Raw genomic sequence first — 17,887 nt, forward strand, 5'->3', positions numbered from 1 at the left:
CCGCCTCAAGCCATGCCCGCCCCTTGAACTGTGTGCGCGCCAGCCAGCGCCCCACCCACAAGCCCATGGGCAGCAACACCAGCAAGGTGCCAAAGGCCAGTTGTATTGAAAGGGAAAAAGCAGACCAGTCCATGTGTTTTGCTATGGGGTGTTATTGTGCAACCGGTTCATCGTACCCATATTTTTTCAGCACTTCCTGTGCTGGGGCGGTTTTCAGGTAATCGTAAAAAGCCTGGGCTGCGGGGTTTGCGGCGTGAATCAGCACCATGCCCTGGCGAAGTGGCTGGTGCCATTCTTTGGGCACCCGCTCAAAACGCGTGTGCGAAACCAGCTGTGGCGACACGGCCAGCGACAAGGCCACCAGCCCTGCCTGTGCGGCCCCCGAACTGGCAAACTGCGTGGCTTGTGAAATATTTTCACCCACCACCAGGCGGGGTTGAATACGCGCCCACAAGCCTGCATGCATCAATGCTTCCCGGGCGCGCATGCCGTAGGGGGCCACGCTGGGGTTGGCAATTGCAAGTTTGGTCAGGCGGCCGTCCATCAGCGCAGCAGCCAGGTCTTGCAAACTGCCATCCGCTTTCAATGGGCTTTTGTTGGACACCAGCAAAACCAGCCGCCCTTCTGCATAGGCATGCACAGGGGGGTTGGCCAGTTTTTCAGCCACCAGTTTTTGAGGAAACGCCATGTCGGCCGATAAAAACACATCAAACGGCGCGCCCTGTTTGATCTGACTGTAAAAATTACCCGACGAACCATAGGCCACTTTCACGGTGTGTCCTGTGGCTTGCCGGAACCGGGGTGCAATGTCATCCAGTGCGTAGCGCAAGGTGGCGGCCGCCGCAACAGTGGCCGTGCCCGCTTGGGCAAAGCCTGTCCACACCAACAACAATGCACATCCGATTGTTTTGAACATGGCGTTAAATGCTTCGCTGGTTCACGCGCTTGGACAATTCTTCTGCCGACTCTACGCGCTCGGAATACCGGTCAACCAAATACTGCGCATGGCCGCGGGTCATCAGTGTGAACTTCATCAGTTCTTCCATAACATCCACCAGGCGGTTGTAATACGGCGAAGGCTTCATGCGGTTGTTGTCATCGAATTCCATGAACGCTTTTGCAATCGAGGACTGATTGGGAATGGTGATCATGCGCATCCAGCGGCCCAACACGCGCAACTGGTTCACGGCATTGAACGATTGGGAACCGCCACACACCTGCATCACTGCCAGCGTTTTTCCCTGCGTTGGCCGCTTGGCACCACCACTTAGTGGCAACCAGTCGATCTGGGTTTTCATGACACCGGTCATGGCACCATGGCGTTCGGGTGAACTCCACACCTGCCCTTCGGACCAATCCGCCAGTTCACGCAGTTCCTGCACCTTGGGGTGCTGCTCATTCGCTTCATCTACAAGGGGCAAACCACTGGGGTCAAAAAACTTCACTTCCGCGCCCATCAAGGTGAGCAGGCGCCCTGCCTCTTCGGCGGCTAGGCGGCTGAATGACCGCGCGCGCAATGAACCATACAAAATCAGGATTCGGGGTGGGTGATCCAGGCTGTCACCCAGCAACACGCGGTCGGGCTGCTTGAAGCAATGGATGTCCAGTTGGGGCAAGTCCGAAGTAGTCATGAAAATTGAAGTCCAGAAAAAATTAAAACCAGGCCACTGACAATTCAGAAAAATAGATCACAGCCATGTATCGAAAAGTTTTACCGATGCCCACAAGCAAAATAAACAGCCACAGGTTTACCCGCATGATACCGGCGACCAGTGTCAACGGGTCACCGCCAATGGGCATCCAGGCCAGCAACAGGCTCCACACGCCATAACGCTGAAACCAGACCTGCATTTTTTCAATTTGCGCGGGCTTGAAATAGAACCATTTTTTGTGCTGAAAACGCAGCAGGTAACGCCCCAACACCCAGTTCACCACCGATCCCAGTGTATTGCCCACCGCCGCAACCAACAGCAACAGGCCCGCGGGTTCACCGGCACGGATCATGCCGAACAGCACCACCTCGGAATAAAAAGGCAGCACGGTAGCCGCCAAAAAAGCCGAGATAAACAAAAAAAGATACGACATAGGGATCAAGCGCCTTGCGCAGTCTGCCTGCATTGTTGCACAAGCCATTTGAAAAGGCGCACGTGATGCGTGCGGTAGAACAGATATTCCGGGTGCCATTGCACACCCAGCCAACAACCCTGCCCGGCGGGCTCTATGCCTTGCACAAACCCGTCCAGGTCGCGGGCTACCACGCGCACATTCTCGCCCAAATCGTCAATTGCCTGATGGTGAAGGCTGTTGATGCGCAAGCGGCTGGCTTTCACCACTTGGCCCAGAACACTTTTTGCGCGAAGTGCTGCCGTTTTACGCGGCAACACCGTGCCACGGTTGGATGTCATTTTTCGGCGCCCACGTATGTCGCTGTACAAACTTCCACCCAGGCTGACATTGATCAGTTGCGTGCCCCGGCAAATGCCAAGCATGGGCAAATTGTGTTCAAGTGCCCAGGCAATGTGCATTTGCTCCAGTGCATCGCGCATGGGGTCGTACTGCGCCTTGGGCATTTCTTCTTCGCCATAAAGGGACGGGTGAATGTCGTCGCCACCACTGACAATCAGGGCATCAATCTGCCCGATGGGCCATTGGTGTTTCACGCTGATTCGCCTGGCCTTGCCACCCGCTAGCCACACAGCAAACCGGATGCAGAACCATGATGGGGAAAACCACCGGGCATTGCCAGTTACACCGACAACAGGTTTTCGTGAATTTGCGCCAGTTCCTGGTGCCAAGGCTCTTCCTTCAGGTTGATCAAGTTGTTGTTATAGGCCACGCATTGCTCGCGCAGGGACTTCAATGCGACCGGATCGGCCGCCAGGTGTTCCACCACACACCAAATATTCCAGCTGCTGGCCAACTGCCACTGCGGATCTTCAATTTCACAATTGGGCAGGCGATAGTGAAAGGTGGGCCGTGCGTTGACAAGTTCGTCTTCAACAACAGCCAATACCCGCGCCTCATCCAGATGTTTGAACAGGGGCAAAAGGTCCATTCCGCGATTTCGCGTGGGGTTGTCTTCCAGGTAATCATCAATGATTTGGGCCATGGAAGTTTGCGTTGTGTACCCCAATACTTTTTGAACATAGCGTTTCGGATAAAGATCGATGTAGGGCATCAATCGACGCACCGGGTCTACGCCGTGGGCCTTGATCAACCAATATTGGGCCACGCAGTAAGCCTGCATGTAGGCCACCAGCGTTTCTGGGTCCAGCCCGGGCAATTCAGCATTGATGTGCACGCCGAATGCATAGATCAGTGAATCAGCAGTGCCCAGCGCACCGGCCTGCTGCAGGTTGTTTACCACCTGGCCCAACACATCCAGTTGATTCACAGGCACAGGCGGGCACACCACTTCAAGTGGCACGACCTGGCGCGCCAAATTCGTCATCAGGCTGATCACTGCCTCTTCACTGGGACGCTGGCTTTGCAAGCTGCGCCGCGCCATGTTTTTCGCAAAAAGCCAATCCAGTTCAATTTTGAAATTGCCATACTGCGGGTGCTTCACTTTGCATTCGGCTTGCGTGTCGACCAGAATTTCGCCCTGAAAGGCACTTGCAACTGCGTTCGCTGCAGTTTTCAGGTCAAGCCCGGCGAACTCCAGTTCAAAACCAACGCAACGGGTTTCACCACGCTCGTTGAGCATCCAAAGGGGTTTAGCAAACTTGCTGCGCATATTCCTCTCTGCAAAAAAACAAAAAGCGGCGGGCCTTTTCAAGCCCACCGCTTTCAAACGGCTTGCTGGCTATGGTGAATTACACCACAGTCAACCTTACATCCACATTGTTACGGGTTGCGTTGGAGTACGGGCAAACCTGATGCGCCTTTTCAACCAATGCCTCGGCATCCGCTTTGTCCATGCCTTCCAGTTTGATCGACATGTCCACCGTGATGGCAAAGCCCACCCCCTTGGGGTTGCCGCCAATGCCTACTGTGGCAGTAATTTCAGGTTCTGCGGGCAGCTTGATTTTGTCCTGCCCGGCAACAAACTTGATGGCACCAATAAAACAGGCTGAATAACCTGCTGCGAACAATTGTTCTGGGTTGGTACCTGGGCCACCAGCGCCGCCTAGTTCCTTGGGGGTACTGAGCTGTACATTCAAACGACCGTCTTCGGTGGCTGAACGGCCTTCCCGGCCGCCCGTCGAGGTTGCTTTGGTTGAGTAAACAACGTCCATGTTCTCTTCTCCTTGGTTTGAAGTTTCTGGATAAAGTTATCGCAATCACCAATTATGTTATCGCAATAACTTTCTAAAAGCAAGCAATCAGCTTTTCAACAATCGCTCGCGAAGTGCGTCCAACTCGAATTTCAGGCGATGAATTTCTTCTAGGCTCATGCCGCATTGATCCACGACGCAGGCGTACACATCCAATGCCTTGTCCCGAATGCGCTTGCCTTCCTCGGTCAGGTAAATTTGCAATTGGCGTTCATCGTCTGCACTGCGGTTTCGGGTCAGCAAACCCTGCTCAGCCATGCGCTTGATAACCGGTGTCAATGCACCCGGTTGCTGGCCAAGTTGGCGTGCCACATTGATCAAACTGACACCGTCTTCTTTCCAGAGAATCATCATGACAAGGTACTGTGGAAAAGTTAAACCCAAGGGCTGCAACAAGGGTTTGTAAACCTGAGTGATCGCAAGGGACGTGGCATAAAGTGAAAAACAAAGCTGGTTTTCTAAAGCGAGCGGGTTTTCGGGTTTCATTTTATAAGTGTTTTAACCAGTCGGTTTGGGTGCTTTAAGTGTAATCGCTTGAACGATTTGAGTCACCCTTGTCTAGGGCAAAAACCGATGGATCACAACAAATCGACTACTCTTGCAATTGAATAAGCGCGTTCTTGGGGATTTTTTACAGTGAGCGCTGCGTGTAAATCGGGGCTGTGCTGGAACTTCAGCAGTTCTTTGTAAAAACCGTAGTCTTTTTGAATACCAAAGGCTGCACGGCGCATGTCCAGCAAGGCGACTTCAAATGCATGCCGATGTTCCGGGAAATGCCTTTCAACATGGGAAAGTGCAAACAAATCGGCATACAGCTCTTCCCGATGACGCCGCTGTGTCGAGCCAAGGTCAATCTTTTCCTTTTTCTGTACACAGTGGCCAGACTCGTGTGCGAAAAAGGCTTCGTACACCACCTTCTTGGGAAGGTCCTTGAAAAACCGCATGTACTGCTGAAAGTTGTACCAGTTTCTGTCCCGGGTACTAACCAAAAATGTGCACCGCTTCACGTGCGCGTTGTACTGCACCAGCAGGGCTGAGTGGTGCAACACTTCCTTGCCAATCAGTTTGAAAGCAACCTGATAACCATACATTTCACCGTAGTTGCGGGCCACGGTGCCAGCAATGTGGTCAATCAGTTCTGCGTCTTCGAGATTTTCAAAACCATTGGCATGAAGCGGGGTCGAAAACAAGACCGCCATACACAAAGCCAAGGTACTGACATGCGTCAGCAGCACGCGCCTATGCAAAGCACCCGTGACCTTCATACCCACACCGCCCTGCTGGTTTTCAACAAAACCATGCACTGTTGTTGTTCTTGATAACTTAACGGGTAGCCATCGAATTGCGCGGACACCTTGATCTGATATTACATCTAAATCAAACCGTGGCTCAGTACCAAATCAAACGCATGATGAATTGGGGCAACGCAACATGAATTCAAAACGGCACTTCCCACAATTGGGCATATTCACGATTGGCTTGCTGGTGGGGGCACTGGTCATGCACGGGTTCCAGCCCCAGTGGATGCCCAACACAACTCAGACAGCAGCCCGCAACCTGCAACCCAATGCAGTGGACATCGGGTTTGCGCAAAGCATGATCATTCATCACGACCAGGCCATTTCGATGGCAAGCCTGGTCAAAGGCAAAGTTTCGCCCAACATCGATTTGCTGGCCCACGGCATTTTAACGGCGCAGTTGCAGGAAATTGGTCAGATGAAAGGCTGGCTAACAGCCTGGAACCAGAAAGTGACGCCCCAAGCGAAAGCACCGATGGCATGGGTAGAAAACGCCCGCAACGTCACCAATGTTCAAGACCTGTTGTACATCACGCAATGCAAGGCCGAAAAAGGCGCAATGCCCGGAATGTTAAATGTGGATGAATTCAACCACATGCGTAGTCTGTCTGGCATTGATCTTGAACGCCAATTTCTTGAATCGATGATCAAGCACCATGAAGCGGCCATTCCGATGGCCCGGTTTGTTGTCAACAACGGCGAATCGTTGCTGGTCAAGGGTTTGGCCAAAGCGATAATTCGGGAGCAAAACGCCGAAATATCCCTGATGAGAAAACTGTTGTCCCAACTCAATGCCTGAGATTGAATATTTTGCCGGGCTCATGCTGTAACAACACGGACAGCACAAGGCGAAGATTTGTAAGGAGTTTGTTAACTGTCAGAAATCAGTAAGTGCCCAAACCCTACGATGATAAAAAAATGACAGAGGAGACAGGGATGAAACAGAAGGTACTTTGGTTGATTGCAGGCACGGCCACTTTGGCGGCATGTGGCTCTGATGGCAGTGGCGGCACCCCAACCACCCGAACAACACCCAGTGGATCAAGCGGGGCAAGCTTTGTTGAACCCGCCCAGTGCGGCGCAGGTTCCGTGCCGGAAACCGGCATTCAAGGCCAGGTTTCACTGGCAGACCGGGAAAGCGGGCGCAGCAAGCAAGGCTACAAGTGCAATATGGAACTGGTTGGCCAATATCAGGGCGAAGGCAGTACCTGGGTGAATCCTTCGTACAAAACCTGTTCGTACATGGGCACCACCTTCACGGGCATTCCCAACAAAGTGTCGCAAGGGGTGCAGGTCATTGACGCCAGCAACCCGAGTAACCCGACACTTTCCACCAACCTGACCAGCCCTGCGTTTTTGCAAAGCCCCTGGGAATCGTTGAAAGTGAACGAGGCCCGCGGCCTGCTGGGTGGCGTTGCGGTGGGGCCTGTGCTCAGTGCCGGTTTTTTCGATATTTACGACATTGGCACCGATTGCGCACAACCCATTTTGTTGAATTCTTTTGCAGCCAACCTGACACTGCCCGCCAACTTGATTGGCCATGAAGGCGCCTGGTCGCCCGACGGCAACACGTACTGGGCCACTGGTTTAAACCCGGGCAGCATTACGGCAATTGACACCAGCGACCCCAGCCTGCCGAGAATTTTGTACACCACCATTGCTTCACCCAGCAACCACGGTTTTGAATTGAGTGAAGACGGCAACCGAATGTACCTGACATCGCTGACTCCGCCCGGCGTGATCATTCTGGACACCAGCAGCATTCAGAACCGCGACCCGGTGCCCATGCTGACCGAGGTGGGCAGCGTGTATTGGGAAGACGGCGACTTGAGCCAGCACACCATTCCGGTTTCCTACAACGGCAAACCGTTTGTGATTGCGGTGGATGAAGGCGGCGCTGGTGCAGCACGAATTATCGACATTTCTGATGAAACTGCGCCCGTGGTTGTATCCAAACTGAAGCTGGCCATTCATGCGGAAGAAAACGCCGACATTCGGGCCGCAGACACGGCAAACAACGGAACCTTTGGTTACGAAGGCCATTACTGCGGCGTGGACCGAAAAATAAACCCCACCGCGATTGCCTGCGGCTATTTTCAATCGGGTGTGCGGGTGTTCGACATACGCGATCCACTTGCCGCAAAAGAGATTGCTTATTACAACCCGCCAGCGCAATCCGAGAAAAAAGCACAACTTGCAGGTTCCGAACATGCCAGCAGTGCGCTTGGTTTTACCGCAGATTTGAGCACCGACTGGTGCAGTTCACCGCCCCGCTTTGTGGGCAGCGATCAAGTTTGGGTGACCTGTCAGGACAACGGCTTCATGGTGTTGAAGTTCACCAACGAAGCCTATCCCTTGAAATGACAAGTTAAGCGTTCAACCAGCTCACGGTTTTCGCCCAAATGGTCTTGGGCGATTCCTTGCCGCTCATGATGCCAATGTGGCCACCGGGGCCGATGAAGAATTCTGATTTTTCAGAGCCCACCACTTTGGTAATTGGCTTGCAACAGGCCACGTTGGCGAGATTATCCGTTTTGCCTGCGATGCCCAGCACGGGGCAGGTAATGTCTTTGAAGTTGGCCACGGCCTTGCCCACTTTGAATTGACCATGCGCGGTTTCGTTTTCCAGCCAAATGCTGGCAAACCAGTCGCGAATGGCGCCACCGGGGTAGGCTTCCAGGCTGTCGATGAAGGCGGCCTGGTTGGCGTGTTGCGCAACAAATTCGCGGTCGTGCAACTGGGTTACAAGGTTCCAGTAACCTTTCAGGCTGCCCACGGGGTCGAGCAGTTTGAAACCGATCACGTTGGCCCAACCCGGGGTGTACAGCAACTTGGCAGGCACCTTGCGGAAATTGATTCGGGCCGATTTCAACAGGTGGGCCAGGCGCTTGTACTGCTGGCCGATTGGGCCGTTGGCATGCCCGTCAATCGGTGTGCCGAAAGTGACGATCTTGTTGATGTTTTCATCCTTGAACAAAGCGGTGTAGGCCAGTGCCATACCACCGCCCATGCTCCAGCCTTGCAGGTTCAGCTTTTTCGAGCCACTGTGTTCGCGCACGGCATTCAGGCAGGCAGGCAAAAATTCCTTGATGTAATTTTCAAGCGTCAAACCAGCCTGTTTGCGCGTGGGCTTGCCCCAATCGATCAGGTACACATCAAAGCCTTGCGCCATCAGGTAGCGCACAAAACTGCGTTCGGGCAGCAGGTCGTACACAAACATGTTCACGGCCAGTGGGGCCACCAGCACCAAGGGAATTTTGTTTGGCTTCTTGCTAACAGGCAGCGTTTCGTCGCACACCGTGATGCTTTCTTCAATCAAAGGCAGGTAGTGGCGAACACTGTGAATACCGCTTTGGTGAACAATTTCAAATGGCTGCAAACCAGCCCGCACCATGGATTCCGATTTGAACAAACGATTCCAGCCGTTGCTGGACATGTGGCCGATGCGGCGAAGACTGAGTGCTGTGGACATGGCGGGGAACCTGATTCAATTGTGAAAATGATGTGTGTCAGATTCTAACAGCGGGATGACTTGGTGCATTGGTGTTGACATTCTAAACCCACCCTTGATTAGCCAATAATAATTAATCCACTCGAGTGAACAGTTGGGACTACATGTCAAGCAATGGTAACTTGGCGCGTTCACGTTAAAAAATCTTGCCATGATCATTGAAATTAAAGACGGTGTAATCAAGAACACATCCATTAAAACGGATATTTACTCGCAAATTGAAAAAGGAACCATGGCAAAGGTTAATGCCATTGTTGTTCACCAAACTGGCTCTTCAGGTTCTGAATCAGCATATTCAAGCTACAAATCTGGTCAAAATGGCGCCCATTTTTTGATCGAGAAAGATGGTACGGTGGTTCAAACGGTTCGAATCCGGCAAAACCTACCCTGAACGCTATCCCACCAACGACGATATGGACGATGAAGACGTTTATCGACACCCAGAGGTTTCATACAAAAAACCTTCTGAAGCAAAATCTGCAACGTGGAGATGATCGTCGCATGACAAAACTTCATTTCATTTTTTGGATTTGCGCATTCTGGCTGGTCGCTTGCGACTCCAGTCAAAATAAAAACGCTTTCACTGATATCCAAATAGTCGAGCGGGGGTTTCAATCTGGTGGAGAGTTTTGTAAAGACTTCACCATGCAAGAAAAAGAAATTGAACAATTCTTCATTAAGGCCAATGTGAAAACACCACGTGAAATTCACGATGAATTCGAGTATCTACCTTGCTATATACGGGGCACATCAACTCACCAACAACAAACTGTGAGTTGGGAAATCAGGGCTGGAGGAACCGCCAGGGTCATCTACCCCGATGATTCACAAATCGAGTTTGGCTGTACTGACTGTTTTTAAAATTTTACTTCCACTTCAATCCCACCGTCACACCCAACAAAAACTGACGCTCGCTGGCGGGCTCAAAAAACTGCCCTGCCCCTTGGTTCACGATCACCGAACCCACGTATTCCTTATCGAACACGTTGTCGACCCGGGCATAGGTGCGCACATTCCAGCCACCGTCCAGCGGCCAGTCTTTGCTGGCACGCAGGTTCACCACTGAATAGGATGGCGCAAAGGCATCGTTCGCATCATTGGCAAAAAGCTTATCGACATAGCGCAATTCAGTTGCGGCCTCGTACAGGCTGGAAGGTCTGTACACCACCTCACCAAAGAAGGTTTTTTTCGGAATGCTGGGCAGGCTGTTGCCCGCCTGAATGCTGTTGACCGAGGTGCCGTAAGTGGCGCGAATGTAATTGACCGCAGCATTGGCCTGCCACTGATTGTTGAAGGCATGTTGCAAGCCTAATTCCGCGCCTTCACGGCTGGTGGAGCCCGCATTTTGAAACGATGTGGCACCACCATTGGCAGCCAGCACCACAATTTCATTCTCGGTGTCCACCGTGTACAGCGCAGCATTCACTTTGGTGCCGCCAAACCTGGCTTTCACACCCACTTCAAGTTGTTCACTTTTGGCGGCCTCCAATTCAGAATTGAAGTTGGGGCTTGGCGGCGCAACCGACAAGTAAGCAGTTTCCAGCAAGGTAGGTGTTTCAAACCCCTCACCATAGGAAATGTAGGTGTTGATGTTGGGTTGCAAACGGTAAGTGAAACCCAGATTGCTGGTCACCTCGTCGTACTTTTTGCTGCCGCTGCCATTGCCGTTGCTCAAAAACTGGTCGCGGGATTCAATCTTGATGGATGAATTTCTTACACCACCCAGTACACTGAATTTGTCGGTGAAAAAGTATTCAGCCTGCAAGTATTGGTCGAACTGGCTGGCCGTATTGGCTTCATCCCGGTTGGGCGTGGTGCTGGCCCCGAAAAAACCCAAACGTGCCTGTTCCAGCTCGCCCACGGTTAAACCTGCATTCAAAAACAAAGGCTTTTTCAGCAAGCTGGTTTGGTGACCAAAACGAAGGTCGGCACCGCTGTACTCATTCTTCAAATCGATCACCGCGCTGCTGGCCAGCACCTGTCGAATTTTACGGTCGCCGTAGTAAGGGCTGAAGGTCACATTGGTGGCAGGCGTAAACCGGTGTTCAAGCACAATACCGGTTTGGCTTTGCTCGACAGTTTTGTTGGTGTTTCTGGCCACTGTGTTGGTGCCGGCCTGCCTGCGGTTTTGTGCCAGTTGTTCGGCAGTCAAACCGGCTGGGTCTTGGGCCAGGGGAATGTCCACGTAGTTCACCACCCAGCTTAGCCGCGTGTAGCTGCTTAAATTCCACACCATTTTGCTGTTGAAGTTGTCGCGGCGGGCTTTGCTGTGGTCCCGATAACCATCGGTTCGAAAGGTAGACGCATCAATCACAATGCCCACTTCCTCATTACCCTTGTTCAGCTTGACTCCACTTCGCCGCGTGCTGTCGGTGCCAAAAATCTGGTTCACTTCCAGCTCGGTGCCAACGCGCGGGTTCTCGGTGGTCAGCAAAATAACGCCACCCGAAGAATTGCCGTACAACGATGAAAATGGCCCGCGCAACACTTCAATGGATTCAGTCGAACTTAAACTGAAGTGCGAAATTTGCCCGGAACCATCAGGCATGGTGGCCGGAATGCCATCGGAAAACAAACGCACGCCGCGCACTCCCGAAGTAGCCCTGGCACCAAAACCACGAATTGAAATTTGCAGGTCTTGCGCAAAATTGTTGCGATTGTTGATCACCAAGCCGGGCACACGGGTCAGGGTTTCCGACAAATTCACCTGAAAACTGGCAGCTTTCTCCAGCGTGTTCTGGTTGATTTTGTCGACCGAAGCGGACACTTCAAACGGATCGCGGGCTTCACGGGTGGCCGACACCACGAAGTCGTCAAGCTTCGCGGTTTGCGCAAAGGCGGCGGGCATCAGCCCCAATGCGGCAATGGTCGCCAACAAGGATGAACTGCGGTGCTTCATGAAAGATGTCTCTGAATTGTTGTGGTTAAAGTGCGGCCAGCTTGCATGAAATGTCTCGTGAAAATTTCCCGATCTTCATGAAAATGGAATATTTCCTCTGCGACAAACCCCCACTGTGTTTGTACAATCGTGGTAACACTTGTAAACCCTATTATAAAAAATCTGGAGACTCCCGCATGTTGCACGCACTCGAAGTGCTGTTCCTTCGCCTCTACATGGCCCTGTTCAAAGTGGTCACCGCCCTGCTTCCGTTCAAGTGGCCCCGGGTGTTCGAAGGCAGCGGATCTTCTCTGGAACTGGTGCGCCACATGGCAGCCCAGGGGCACACCAGCGTGTTGATTGTCAGCGATGCCGTGCTGGTAAAACTGGGCGTGCTCGACCAGATGAAAACCGAGCTGGAATTGCTGAAAGTGAAGTACGCCATTTTCGATGGTGTGGAACCCAACCCCACCATTGCCCAGATTGAAGCCGGCTACAAAGTGCTGGCACAACATGATTGCGATGCCATTCTGGCCGTGGGTGGTGGCAGCCCGATTGATGCCGCCAAGCTGATAGGCGCACGTGCCAAAAACCAGAAACCCATCATGAAAATGACCGGTCTGTTTCGCGTGTGGCGCGGCATGTTGCCCCTGTATGCAGTGCCCACAACGGCAGGTACTGGTTCAGAAGTGACCATTGCCGCCGTGGTGAGCGACCCCGCAAACCAGCGCAAGGCTGCCGCCATGGACCTGAAACTGATGCCAACCGCCGCCGCACTGGATGGCGCTTTGATGGCAGGCCTGCCCCCACACATTACCGCCGCCACCGGGATGGACGCGCTGACCCACGCGGTTGAATCGTTCGTGTCCAGAAACGCCATGAAAAAGACCGACGAGAAAGCCATTGAGGCCACACAGTTGGTGATGAAATACCTTGAAACCGCCGTCACCGATGGCGGCAACATTGAAGCCCGCCAGAAAATGGCACGTGCTTCGCATTTGGCAGGCATGGCGTTTACGCAAGCTGGCGTGGGTTACGTGCATGGCATTGCCCACAAGTTTGGCGCCTTGTACCACACCCCCCACGGGCTGGCCAATGCAATTGCAATGCCACATGTGCTGGATTATTCCCTGCCCAATTGTGCCGACCGCCTGGCCATTCTGGCGCGCGCCTGCGCAATTGGTGAAAAAGGGGCGGACGATATTCATTTGGCACGCGCCTTCATTGCACGCATTCGGGAAATGAATGCGAAGTTCGGCATTCCAGTCCACCTGGCCGCACTGAAGGCCACTGACATTCCAAAGGTGGCGCGTTCTGCAATTGCTGAAGCGCGCTTTACCTACGCAGTGCCACGCTACATGAACCAGCGCGTGGCCGAAACCGTAATCAAGAACATGCTACCCACAACCTGACATAACCTCCCCTTTTTAGCCTGTACACTATTGGCCGGAATCCCCTCCAGGGTTTCGGCTTTTTTTATACGGAAAAAAAACGGAGCGGTACATGGAATTATTCGACGCAATCTATCAACGCCGTGCCATCAAGGCATTCGATCCTGAATACATCATCTCAGCCGACGAAGAAAAGAAACTGTTTGAAGCCGCCATTCAGGCGCCCACAAGCTTCAACATTCAACACTGGCGTTTTGTGGTGGTACGCGACAAGGCTTTGCGTGCAGAAATGCGCAAGCTGGGCAATGACCAGGCACAGATCACCGATGCATCATTGCTGGTCGTCATGACGGCCGACATGAAGGCTTGGGACAAAAGCCCCTCCCGCTACTGGTCCCTTGCGCCCAAAGAAGTGGCCGACCTGCTGGTTGGCTGGATGGGCCCGTTTCATGACGGACGCGAGTGGCTGCAACGCGACGAAGCGCAACGTTCGATCGGCATGGCCATGCAAACGCTGATGCTGGCTGCAAAAGGCATTGGTCTGGACTCATGCCCCATGATCGGCTTCGACATTGAAGAGGTGGCGAAACTGATCAAGCTGCCGGACGACTATGTGATGGGCCCCATGGTGGCGATTGGCAAAGGCACCAAAGCGCCTTGGCCAAAGCCAGGTCAACTTGCCCTGAATGAAGTGCTGGTGAACAACACATTCTAAAGTTCTTTCAGAAACGAGATCAACGCCGCTTGATCGGCAGGATTCAAATCCTGAAAGCGGCGTTTCGCGCCCTCGGCTTCACCACCGTGAAACTGGATTGCTTTAACGAAATCGCGCCCGGCACGCCCATCATGCAGCAAGGGCTTCTCGGTTTGGCCCACACCCCACAAAGGCGCTGTTTTCCACTCCGTGGACAAACCCAAACCTTCCGGTGCGTTGTCTGCCAGCGCTTCGCCCATATCGTGCAACAGCAGGTCTGAATACAACCACACTTCCCGGTCATTCAACGGCGCAGGTACCAAGGGCGATGTTTTCATCATCGGTGTGTGGCAACTGCTGCACTTCAGGTCCCTGAAGACCTGCTCGCCACGCACGGCGATTCCATGAAGTTCAAGTTTCGGGGGTGGTGCCAACCAGCGCTGAAAATCTGCAGTGGCCTGGGTTTGCTCCAAACTGACGGCCTCTCCAACGAAAGGCATGCATTCAGGCGTCGCCACATTCCCATTGGGCCGCACCGGCGCGGCAAACAGGGGATGAAAGGTGGCCATGCCAAGTTCGGTTGAAAACGCCCCTTGCGTGAATGACTGTACGTCAGCCACAAATCCACGGGCACCAAGGCGCCCAATCAGTTGATCCATTGCGCCTGGATCATTAACGCCACCAGGAAACATCGCGCCTGGGCGACCACTGATCTCTGGATTGTCTTGCTCACTGTCAATTCCATTTTGAATCAGGGTGGTGTCTGGAATGTTCTCCAGCAATCCGATTCCAAACAGGTGGGGGGTGACCCGTGTGGTGCTGGCAAGCGCATGCTGCGGCACACGTTCGCCTTCAACAGTGCACCCCGGTACTTCATCAGGAAACTCCAGTGCCACCGACCTTGGATGCACATGCGGTGCGCCATCAGCCTGCGTCACAAGACCCACGGCAAACTGCGGTGCCAACACGGTGGTGAAGCGCTGAATGCTTCTTTGAGGGTCGGTTCCGCCAGTTGCTGGTTGCCCATGACATTCCACACAACTTTGGGCATTGAACACAGCACCCAAGCCGGTGGTTGGGGTAAACACCTTTTCAAATACGGCCTTGCCTTCCTTAAACCTGGCCAATTGAATGGGGCTTAAGCCATCAATGGGCACAGCCCCAATCCGGGTGCGGGCACCATTGCTTGATGCGGCTTGAACGTTGGCTCCTGAATTGTTGCTGACAGAGGTGTCTTCCGAAGTGCAGGCGCACAACAGCAGGCCAAGTGCTGCCATGGACACCATGGCGCGTGGAGAATTGATCATGTTTTTTTGTCAGTCATTGTATTTTTATAATTTTCTTACTGCTTCAACGGGAAATCGGATTCAGCCGTGGTGCTGCACTCGGCAGCACTGGGGGTGTGGTGGCAACGCACTTTTTTCAGAAGGCTCATCATGCGTTTGTCGTACACACCTTCCTGGGTCAATTGAATGCGGGCCTGTTGCATCATCACATTGTATTTTTCCTGATCCGCCGGTGTTACGTTCATCCAGTATCTGGCGGGCACCTGCTTCTCGATTGTTTTTACGACTTCCAGTGCCTGGTCGATAAAACCCAAACCAAACTTGCGCATTTTTTTCAAACGATCATCCAGATCGGGTACTTCTTTTTCAAGGCGGGTTCGGTTGATGATTGCCGAACCAGTCACGTTGAGCAACGGCATTTTGTACACACCACCCTTGGTGCCCAAGCCCCGGTAAAGCTCTAGCGGTGCAAAAGCCACGGCGGGCGCTGCCACAATATCAACCACGCCATTGTTGAACTTCTGGGCAAAGTTGGTGATGTCGCTGGGTACCGCCTGTGCACCCAGTTGTTGAATCATTTTGGCCTGGCTTTTGTCCCAGTCCATCACGGCCACTTTTTTGCCAGCGGCTTTTTCGATGGAATCAATCGAACGGTCGTTCACCATCACATACGCTGCGCCCAGCGGGGCCATGCCCACCACTTGATACTTTCCCTGAATCGACAAATCGTACAAGGCATCGTTGCCCATCAGCACTTGCAAGGCGGTTTTTACATGCGCGTAGGAAGGCACTGCACCGACTGCATCAAAACTGCCCATGAAGGTGTTGAACATGCGCGCGCGTAACGTGGTAATGCCCACCGCTTCACACTGCCCTGTGCGAAACGATTCTGTTGCCACGGTTTCATTGGTGTAGGGAATCAGCTCGGCAAACACATTCCACTTGCGGGCTTCAAGGGCGATGTCTTGCGCAATGCTGAACACCGGGCCGGCCTTGCCCAAAATATCAAAAATGCAAATCTTGATGTGCAGCGGCTTGTCCAGCGGCTTCATTTCTTTCATCAGTTGGCGCGACACATTGCCAATCAAACCCGGCGGTATTTCAGGCCCTTTGACTTGTGCAAAAGCGTTGTGCGCGAATAGAAAACCCGACAGGGTCAGCGCAATGTTCAGCAAGCGGGTGGGCAGCATGGTGTGGTCACAGATGTAACTGGGCGGTTACATCTTGCATCAGGCACTGCATCCCGGTCAACCACGCTGCGCAACTTGATGTTCGGGTTGTGAATCCGGATTAAATTTTTCTGGCAACCACAGCGCACAGCAGGCTGACACCACCAAGGGTAAGCCAGGACCAGTAATCCCAGGCGCCATCGCCCAATAAGGCAGCAACCAAGCCCGCACCGGTCACGATGCCAACCACCATCGGCCAACACCACAACTTCATGCCCCGGTTCATGCGGCCACCTTTCGGTATTTAACCCACCACAGGTACAGGCCACTGCCCAGCACAATCATTGTGAAAATATCGAGAATCGCCCAAATGATCTGCATGGGCAAGCCGCCGTAATCACCGAAGTGCAAGGGTTGCGAAACCTGCAAGGCCGTGAGGTACCAGGGCAGGCTTTCACTGGCGGTCACTTCTGCGGTGCTGGCGTCGACCAACACAGGTTTGGAGGTGTGCGCCGTCACCGGTTCACTGCCACGCAAAAACACACCATAGTGATGCGGGCTTGAAAAACTGGTGCCGGGAAAAGCAATGAACTGGATCGTGCGCTTGGGTTCAAGCGCCAATGCGCTGTCTACTGCAGCCTGCAAGGAACCCAACTGCTGCAAAGGTGCCTTGTCTTTGTAGGGTGCCACCATGTCGGCCAGGTGCGTGCGTTGCCAGTTCATGAACAGCAATTCACCCCACGCGTTGATTACGCCTGTGCCCCCCACCATAAAAAACCACACCAAGGTAACAATGCCAAGGGCATTGTGCACATCAAGCCACTTGGTCGGTTTTTCTTTGTCGGTGCGCACTTGCGCAAAACCCAACTTACGCATGAACGGCGAATACAGCACCACACCCGACACGAGTGCAATCAACAACAGAAACCCCATGAAGCCCAGAAAAACCATGCCGGGCAAACCCGCAAACATGTCCACGTGCAAGGATTCAATAAAGTTCATCACCCCGCCTTCCAGCGCGGGTTCCGCCACCACTTCACCGGTGCGAGCGTCCACCGCCACCTGCTTCAAACCTTCTTCAAGGTTGGGTGCTTTGGACAAGGTGACGTACCACACACGGTCATCGTCCGGGTCTTGCGACACGAACATGCCCACCTTGTCCGGGTACTGTGAAATGGCAATGTCCATCACCCGGTCCAGACTGATCCGGGGGTGATCCGCAGGCAAATCCACCGGCTCCACATCGGCCCCGGTGAGGTGCGCAATTTCATGCTCGAAGATCAAGGGCAAACCGGTCAGCCCCAGCATCAACATGAATACCGTGCACACCAGGCTGCTCCACTTGTGCAGCCACACCCAGGTGCGAATAGACTGCTTGGTCAT

At 53.3% G+C, this 17,887-nt stretch carries 20 protein-coding genes; 6 read left to right on the forward strand and 14 right to left on the reverse strand.

The window, feature by feature from the left end; genetic code table 11:
- Positions 1-151 precede the first annotated feature (151 nt).
- The 8 genes from modA to V7028_RS13235 all read right to left on the reverse strand — a co-directional run bounded on the left by modA (position 152) and on the right by V7028_RS13235 (position 5,581).
- On the reverse strand, positions 152-916 hold the full coding sequence (gene modA, locus V7028_RS13200) for a molybdate ABC transporter substrate-binding protein (RefSeq protein WP_334120547.1): 765 nt from the start codon (positions 914-916) through the stop codon (positions 152-154).
- A 4-nt stretch (positions 917-920) separates the two neighbouring features.
- Positions 921-1,631, reverse strand: coding sequence for an arsenical resistance protein ArsH (gene arsH / locus V7028_RS13205; protein WP_334120548.1), 711 nt, complete (start codon positions 1,629-1,631; stop codon positions 921-923).
- 22 nt (positions 1,632-1,653) lie between these two features.
- Entirely contained in the window at positions 1,654-2,085 is a 432-nt protein-coding gene (locus tag V7028_RS13210; RefSeq protein WP_334120549.1) for a YqaA family protein, read from the reverse strand.
- 5 nt (positions 2,086-2,090) lie between these two features.
- Positions 2,091-2,660: a gamma-glutamyl-gamma-aminobutyrate hydrolase family protein gene (locus V7028_RS13215; RefSeq protein ID WP_334120550.1), complete on the reverse strand. Its 570-nt coding sequence runs from the start codon at positions 2,658-2,660 to the stop codon at positions 2,091-2,093.
- An 86-nt stretch (positions 2,661-2,746) separates the two neighbouring features.
- Positions 2,747-3,736 carry an amidoligase family protein gene (locus tag V7028_RS13220; RefSeq protein ID WP_334120551.1) on the reverse strand — a complete coding sequence of 330 codons (990 nt, stop codon included), beginning with the start codon at positions 3,734-3,736 and terminating at the stop codon, positions 2,747-2,749.
- A gap of 79 nt (positions 3,737-3,815) precedes the next feature.
- Positions 3,816-4,238, reverse strand: a complete 423-nt coding sequence (locus tag V7028_RS13225) for an organic hydroperoxide resistance protein (RefSeq protein WP_334120552.1) — start codon at positions 4,236-4,238, stop codon at positions 3,816-3,818.
- An 87-nt stretch (positions 4,239-4,325) separates the two neighbouring features.
- A complete protein-coding gene (locus V7028_RS13230; protein WP_334120553.1) occupies positions 4,326-4,763 on the reverse strand; it encodes a MarR family winged helix-turn-helix transcriptional regulator in 438 nt (145 codons plus the stop codon).
- A 92-nt stretch (positions 4,764-4,855) separates the two neighbouring features.
- On the reverse strand, positions 4,856-5,581 hold the full coding sequence (locus V7028_RS13235) for a hypothetical protein (RefSeq protein WP_334120554.1): 726 nt from the start codon (positions 5,579-5,581) through the stop codon (positions 4,856-4,858).
- Between the two features lie 127 nt (positions 5,582-5,708).
- Between V7028_RS13235 and V7028_RS13240 the strand changes: the two genes are divergently transcribed.
- Complete coding sequence (locus V7028_RS13240) at positions 5,709-6,374, forward strand: DUF305 domain-containing protein (RefSeq protein WP_334120555.1); 666 nt, start codon at positions 5,709-5,711, stop codon at positions 6,372-6,374.
- A 137-nt stretch (positions 6,375-6,511) separates the two neighbouring features.
- Positions 6,512-7,939, forward strand: coding sequence for an LVIVD repeat-containing protein (locus tag V7028_RS13245; protein ID WP_334120556.1), 1,428 nt, complete (start codon positions 6,512-6,514; stop codon positions 7,937-7,939).
- 4 nt (positions 7,940-7,943) lie between these two features.
- Here V7028_RS13245 and V7028_RS13250 read toward each other — a convergent pair whose 3' ends face one another.
- Entirely contained in the window at positions 7,944-9,047 is a 1,104-nt protein-coding gene (locus V7028_RS13250; RefSeq protein ID WP_334120557.1) for an alpha/beta fold hydrolase, read from the reverse strand.
- Positions 9,048-9,237: 190 nt separating this feature from the next.
- On the opposite strand from V7028_RS13250, the gene V7028_RS13255 reads away from it, so the two are divergent.
- On the forward strand, positions 9,238-9,477 hold the full coding sequence (locus V7028_RS13255) for a peptidoglycan recognition protein family protein (RefSeq protein WP_334120558.1): 240 nt from the start codon (positions 9,238-9,240) through the stop codon (positions 9,475-9,477).
- Between the two features lie 29 nt (positions 9,478-9,506).
- Positions 9,507-9,947 (forward strand): hypothetical protein, encoded by a 441-nt coding sequence (locus V7028_RS13260; protein WP_334120559.1) that lies wholly within the window; start codon positions 9,507-9,509, stop codon positions 9,945-9,947.
- A gap of 4 nt (positions 9,948-9,951) precedes the next feature.
- Here V7028_RS13260 and V7028_RS13265 read toward each other — a convergent pair whose 3' ends face one another.
- Entirely contained in the window at positions 9,952-11,985 is a 2,034-nt protein-coding gene (locus tag V7028_RS13265) for a TonB-dependent receptor family protein (protein ID WP_334120560.1), read from the reverse strand.
- 176 nt (positions 11,986-12,161) lie between these two features.
- On the opposite strand from V7028_RS13265, the gene V7028_RS13270 reads away from it, so the two are divergent.
- A complete protein-coding gene (locus V7028_RS13270) occupies positions 12,162-13,376 on the forward strand; it encodes an iron-containing alcohol dehydrogenase (protein WP_334120561.1) in 1,215 nt (404 codons plus the stop codon).
- Positions 13,377-13,467: 91 nt separating this feature from the next.
- A complete protein-coding gene (locus V7028_RS13275; protein ID WP_334120562.1) occupies positions 13,468-14,070 on the forward strand; it encodes a nitroreductase family protein in 603 nt (200 codons plus the stop codon).
- On the opposite strand, the gene V7028_RS13280 is transcribed toward V7028_RS13275, so the two are convergent.
- The 4 genes from V7028_RS13280 to V7028_RS13295 form a co-directional block, all read right to left on the reverse strand.
- Positions 14,067-15,356, reverse strand: coding sequence for a di-heme oxidoredictase family protein (locus V7028_RS13280; protein WP_334120563.1), 1,290 nt, complete (start codon positions 15,354-15,356; stop codon positions 14,067-14,069). The genes V7028_RS13275 and V7028_RS13280 overlap by 4 nt on opposite strands.
- Positions 15,357-15,391: 35 nt before the next feature.
- Positions 15,392-16,525, reverse strand: coding sequence for a putative solute-binding protein (locus V7028_RS13285; protein ID WP_334120564.1), 1,134 nt, complete (start codon positions 16,523-16,525; stop codon positions 15,392-15,394).
- 100 nt (positions 16,526-16,625) lie between these two features.
- Positions 16,626-16,790, reverse strand: a complete 165-nt coding sequence (locus V7028_RS13290) for a hypothetical protein (RefSeq protein WP_334120565.1) — start codon at positions 16,788-16,790, stop codon at positions 16,626-16,628.
- Positions 16,787-17,887 carry a PepSY-associated TM helix domain-containing protein gene (locus tag V7028_RS13295; protein WP_334120566.1) on the reverse strand — a complete coding sequence of 367 codons (1,101 nt, stop codon included), beginning with the start codon at positions 17,885-17,887 and terminating at the stop codon, positions 16,787-16,789. The genes V7028_RS13290 and V7028_RS13295 overlap by 4 nt, the downstream gene beginning before the upstream one ends.

It is taken from the genome of Limnobacter sp., assembly GCF_036846585.1.
Lineage (GTDB): Bacteria > Pseudomonadota > Gammaproteobacteria > Burkholderiales > Burkholderiaceae_B > Limnobacter.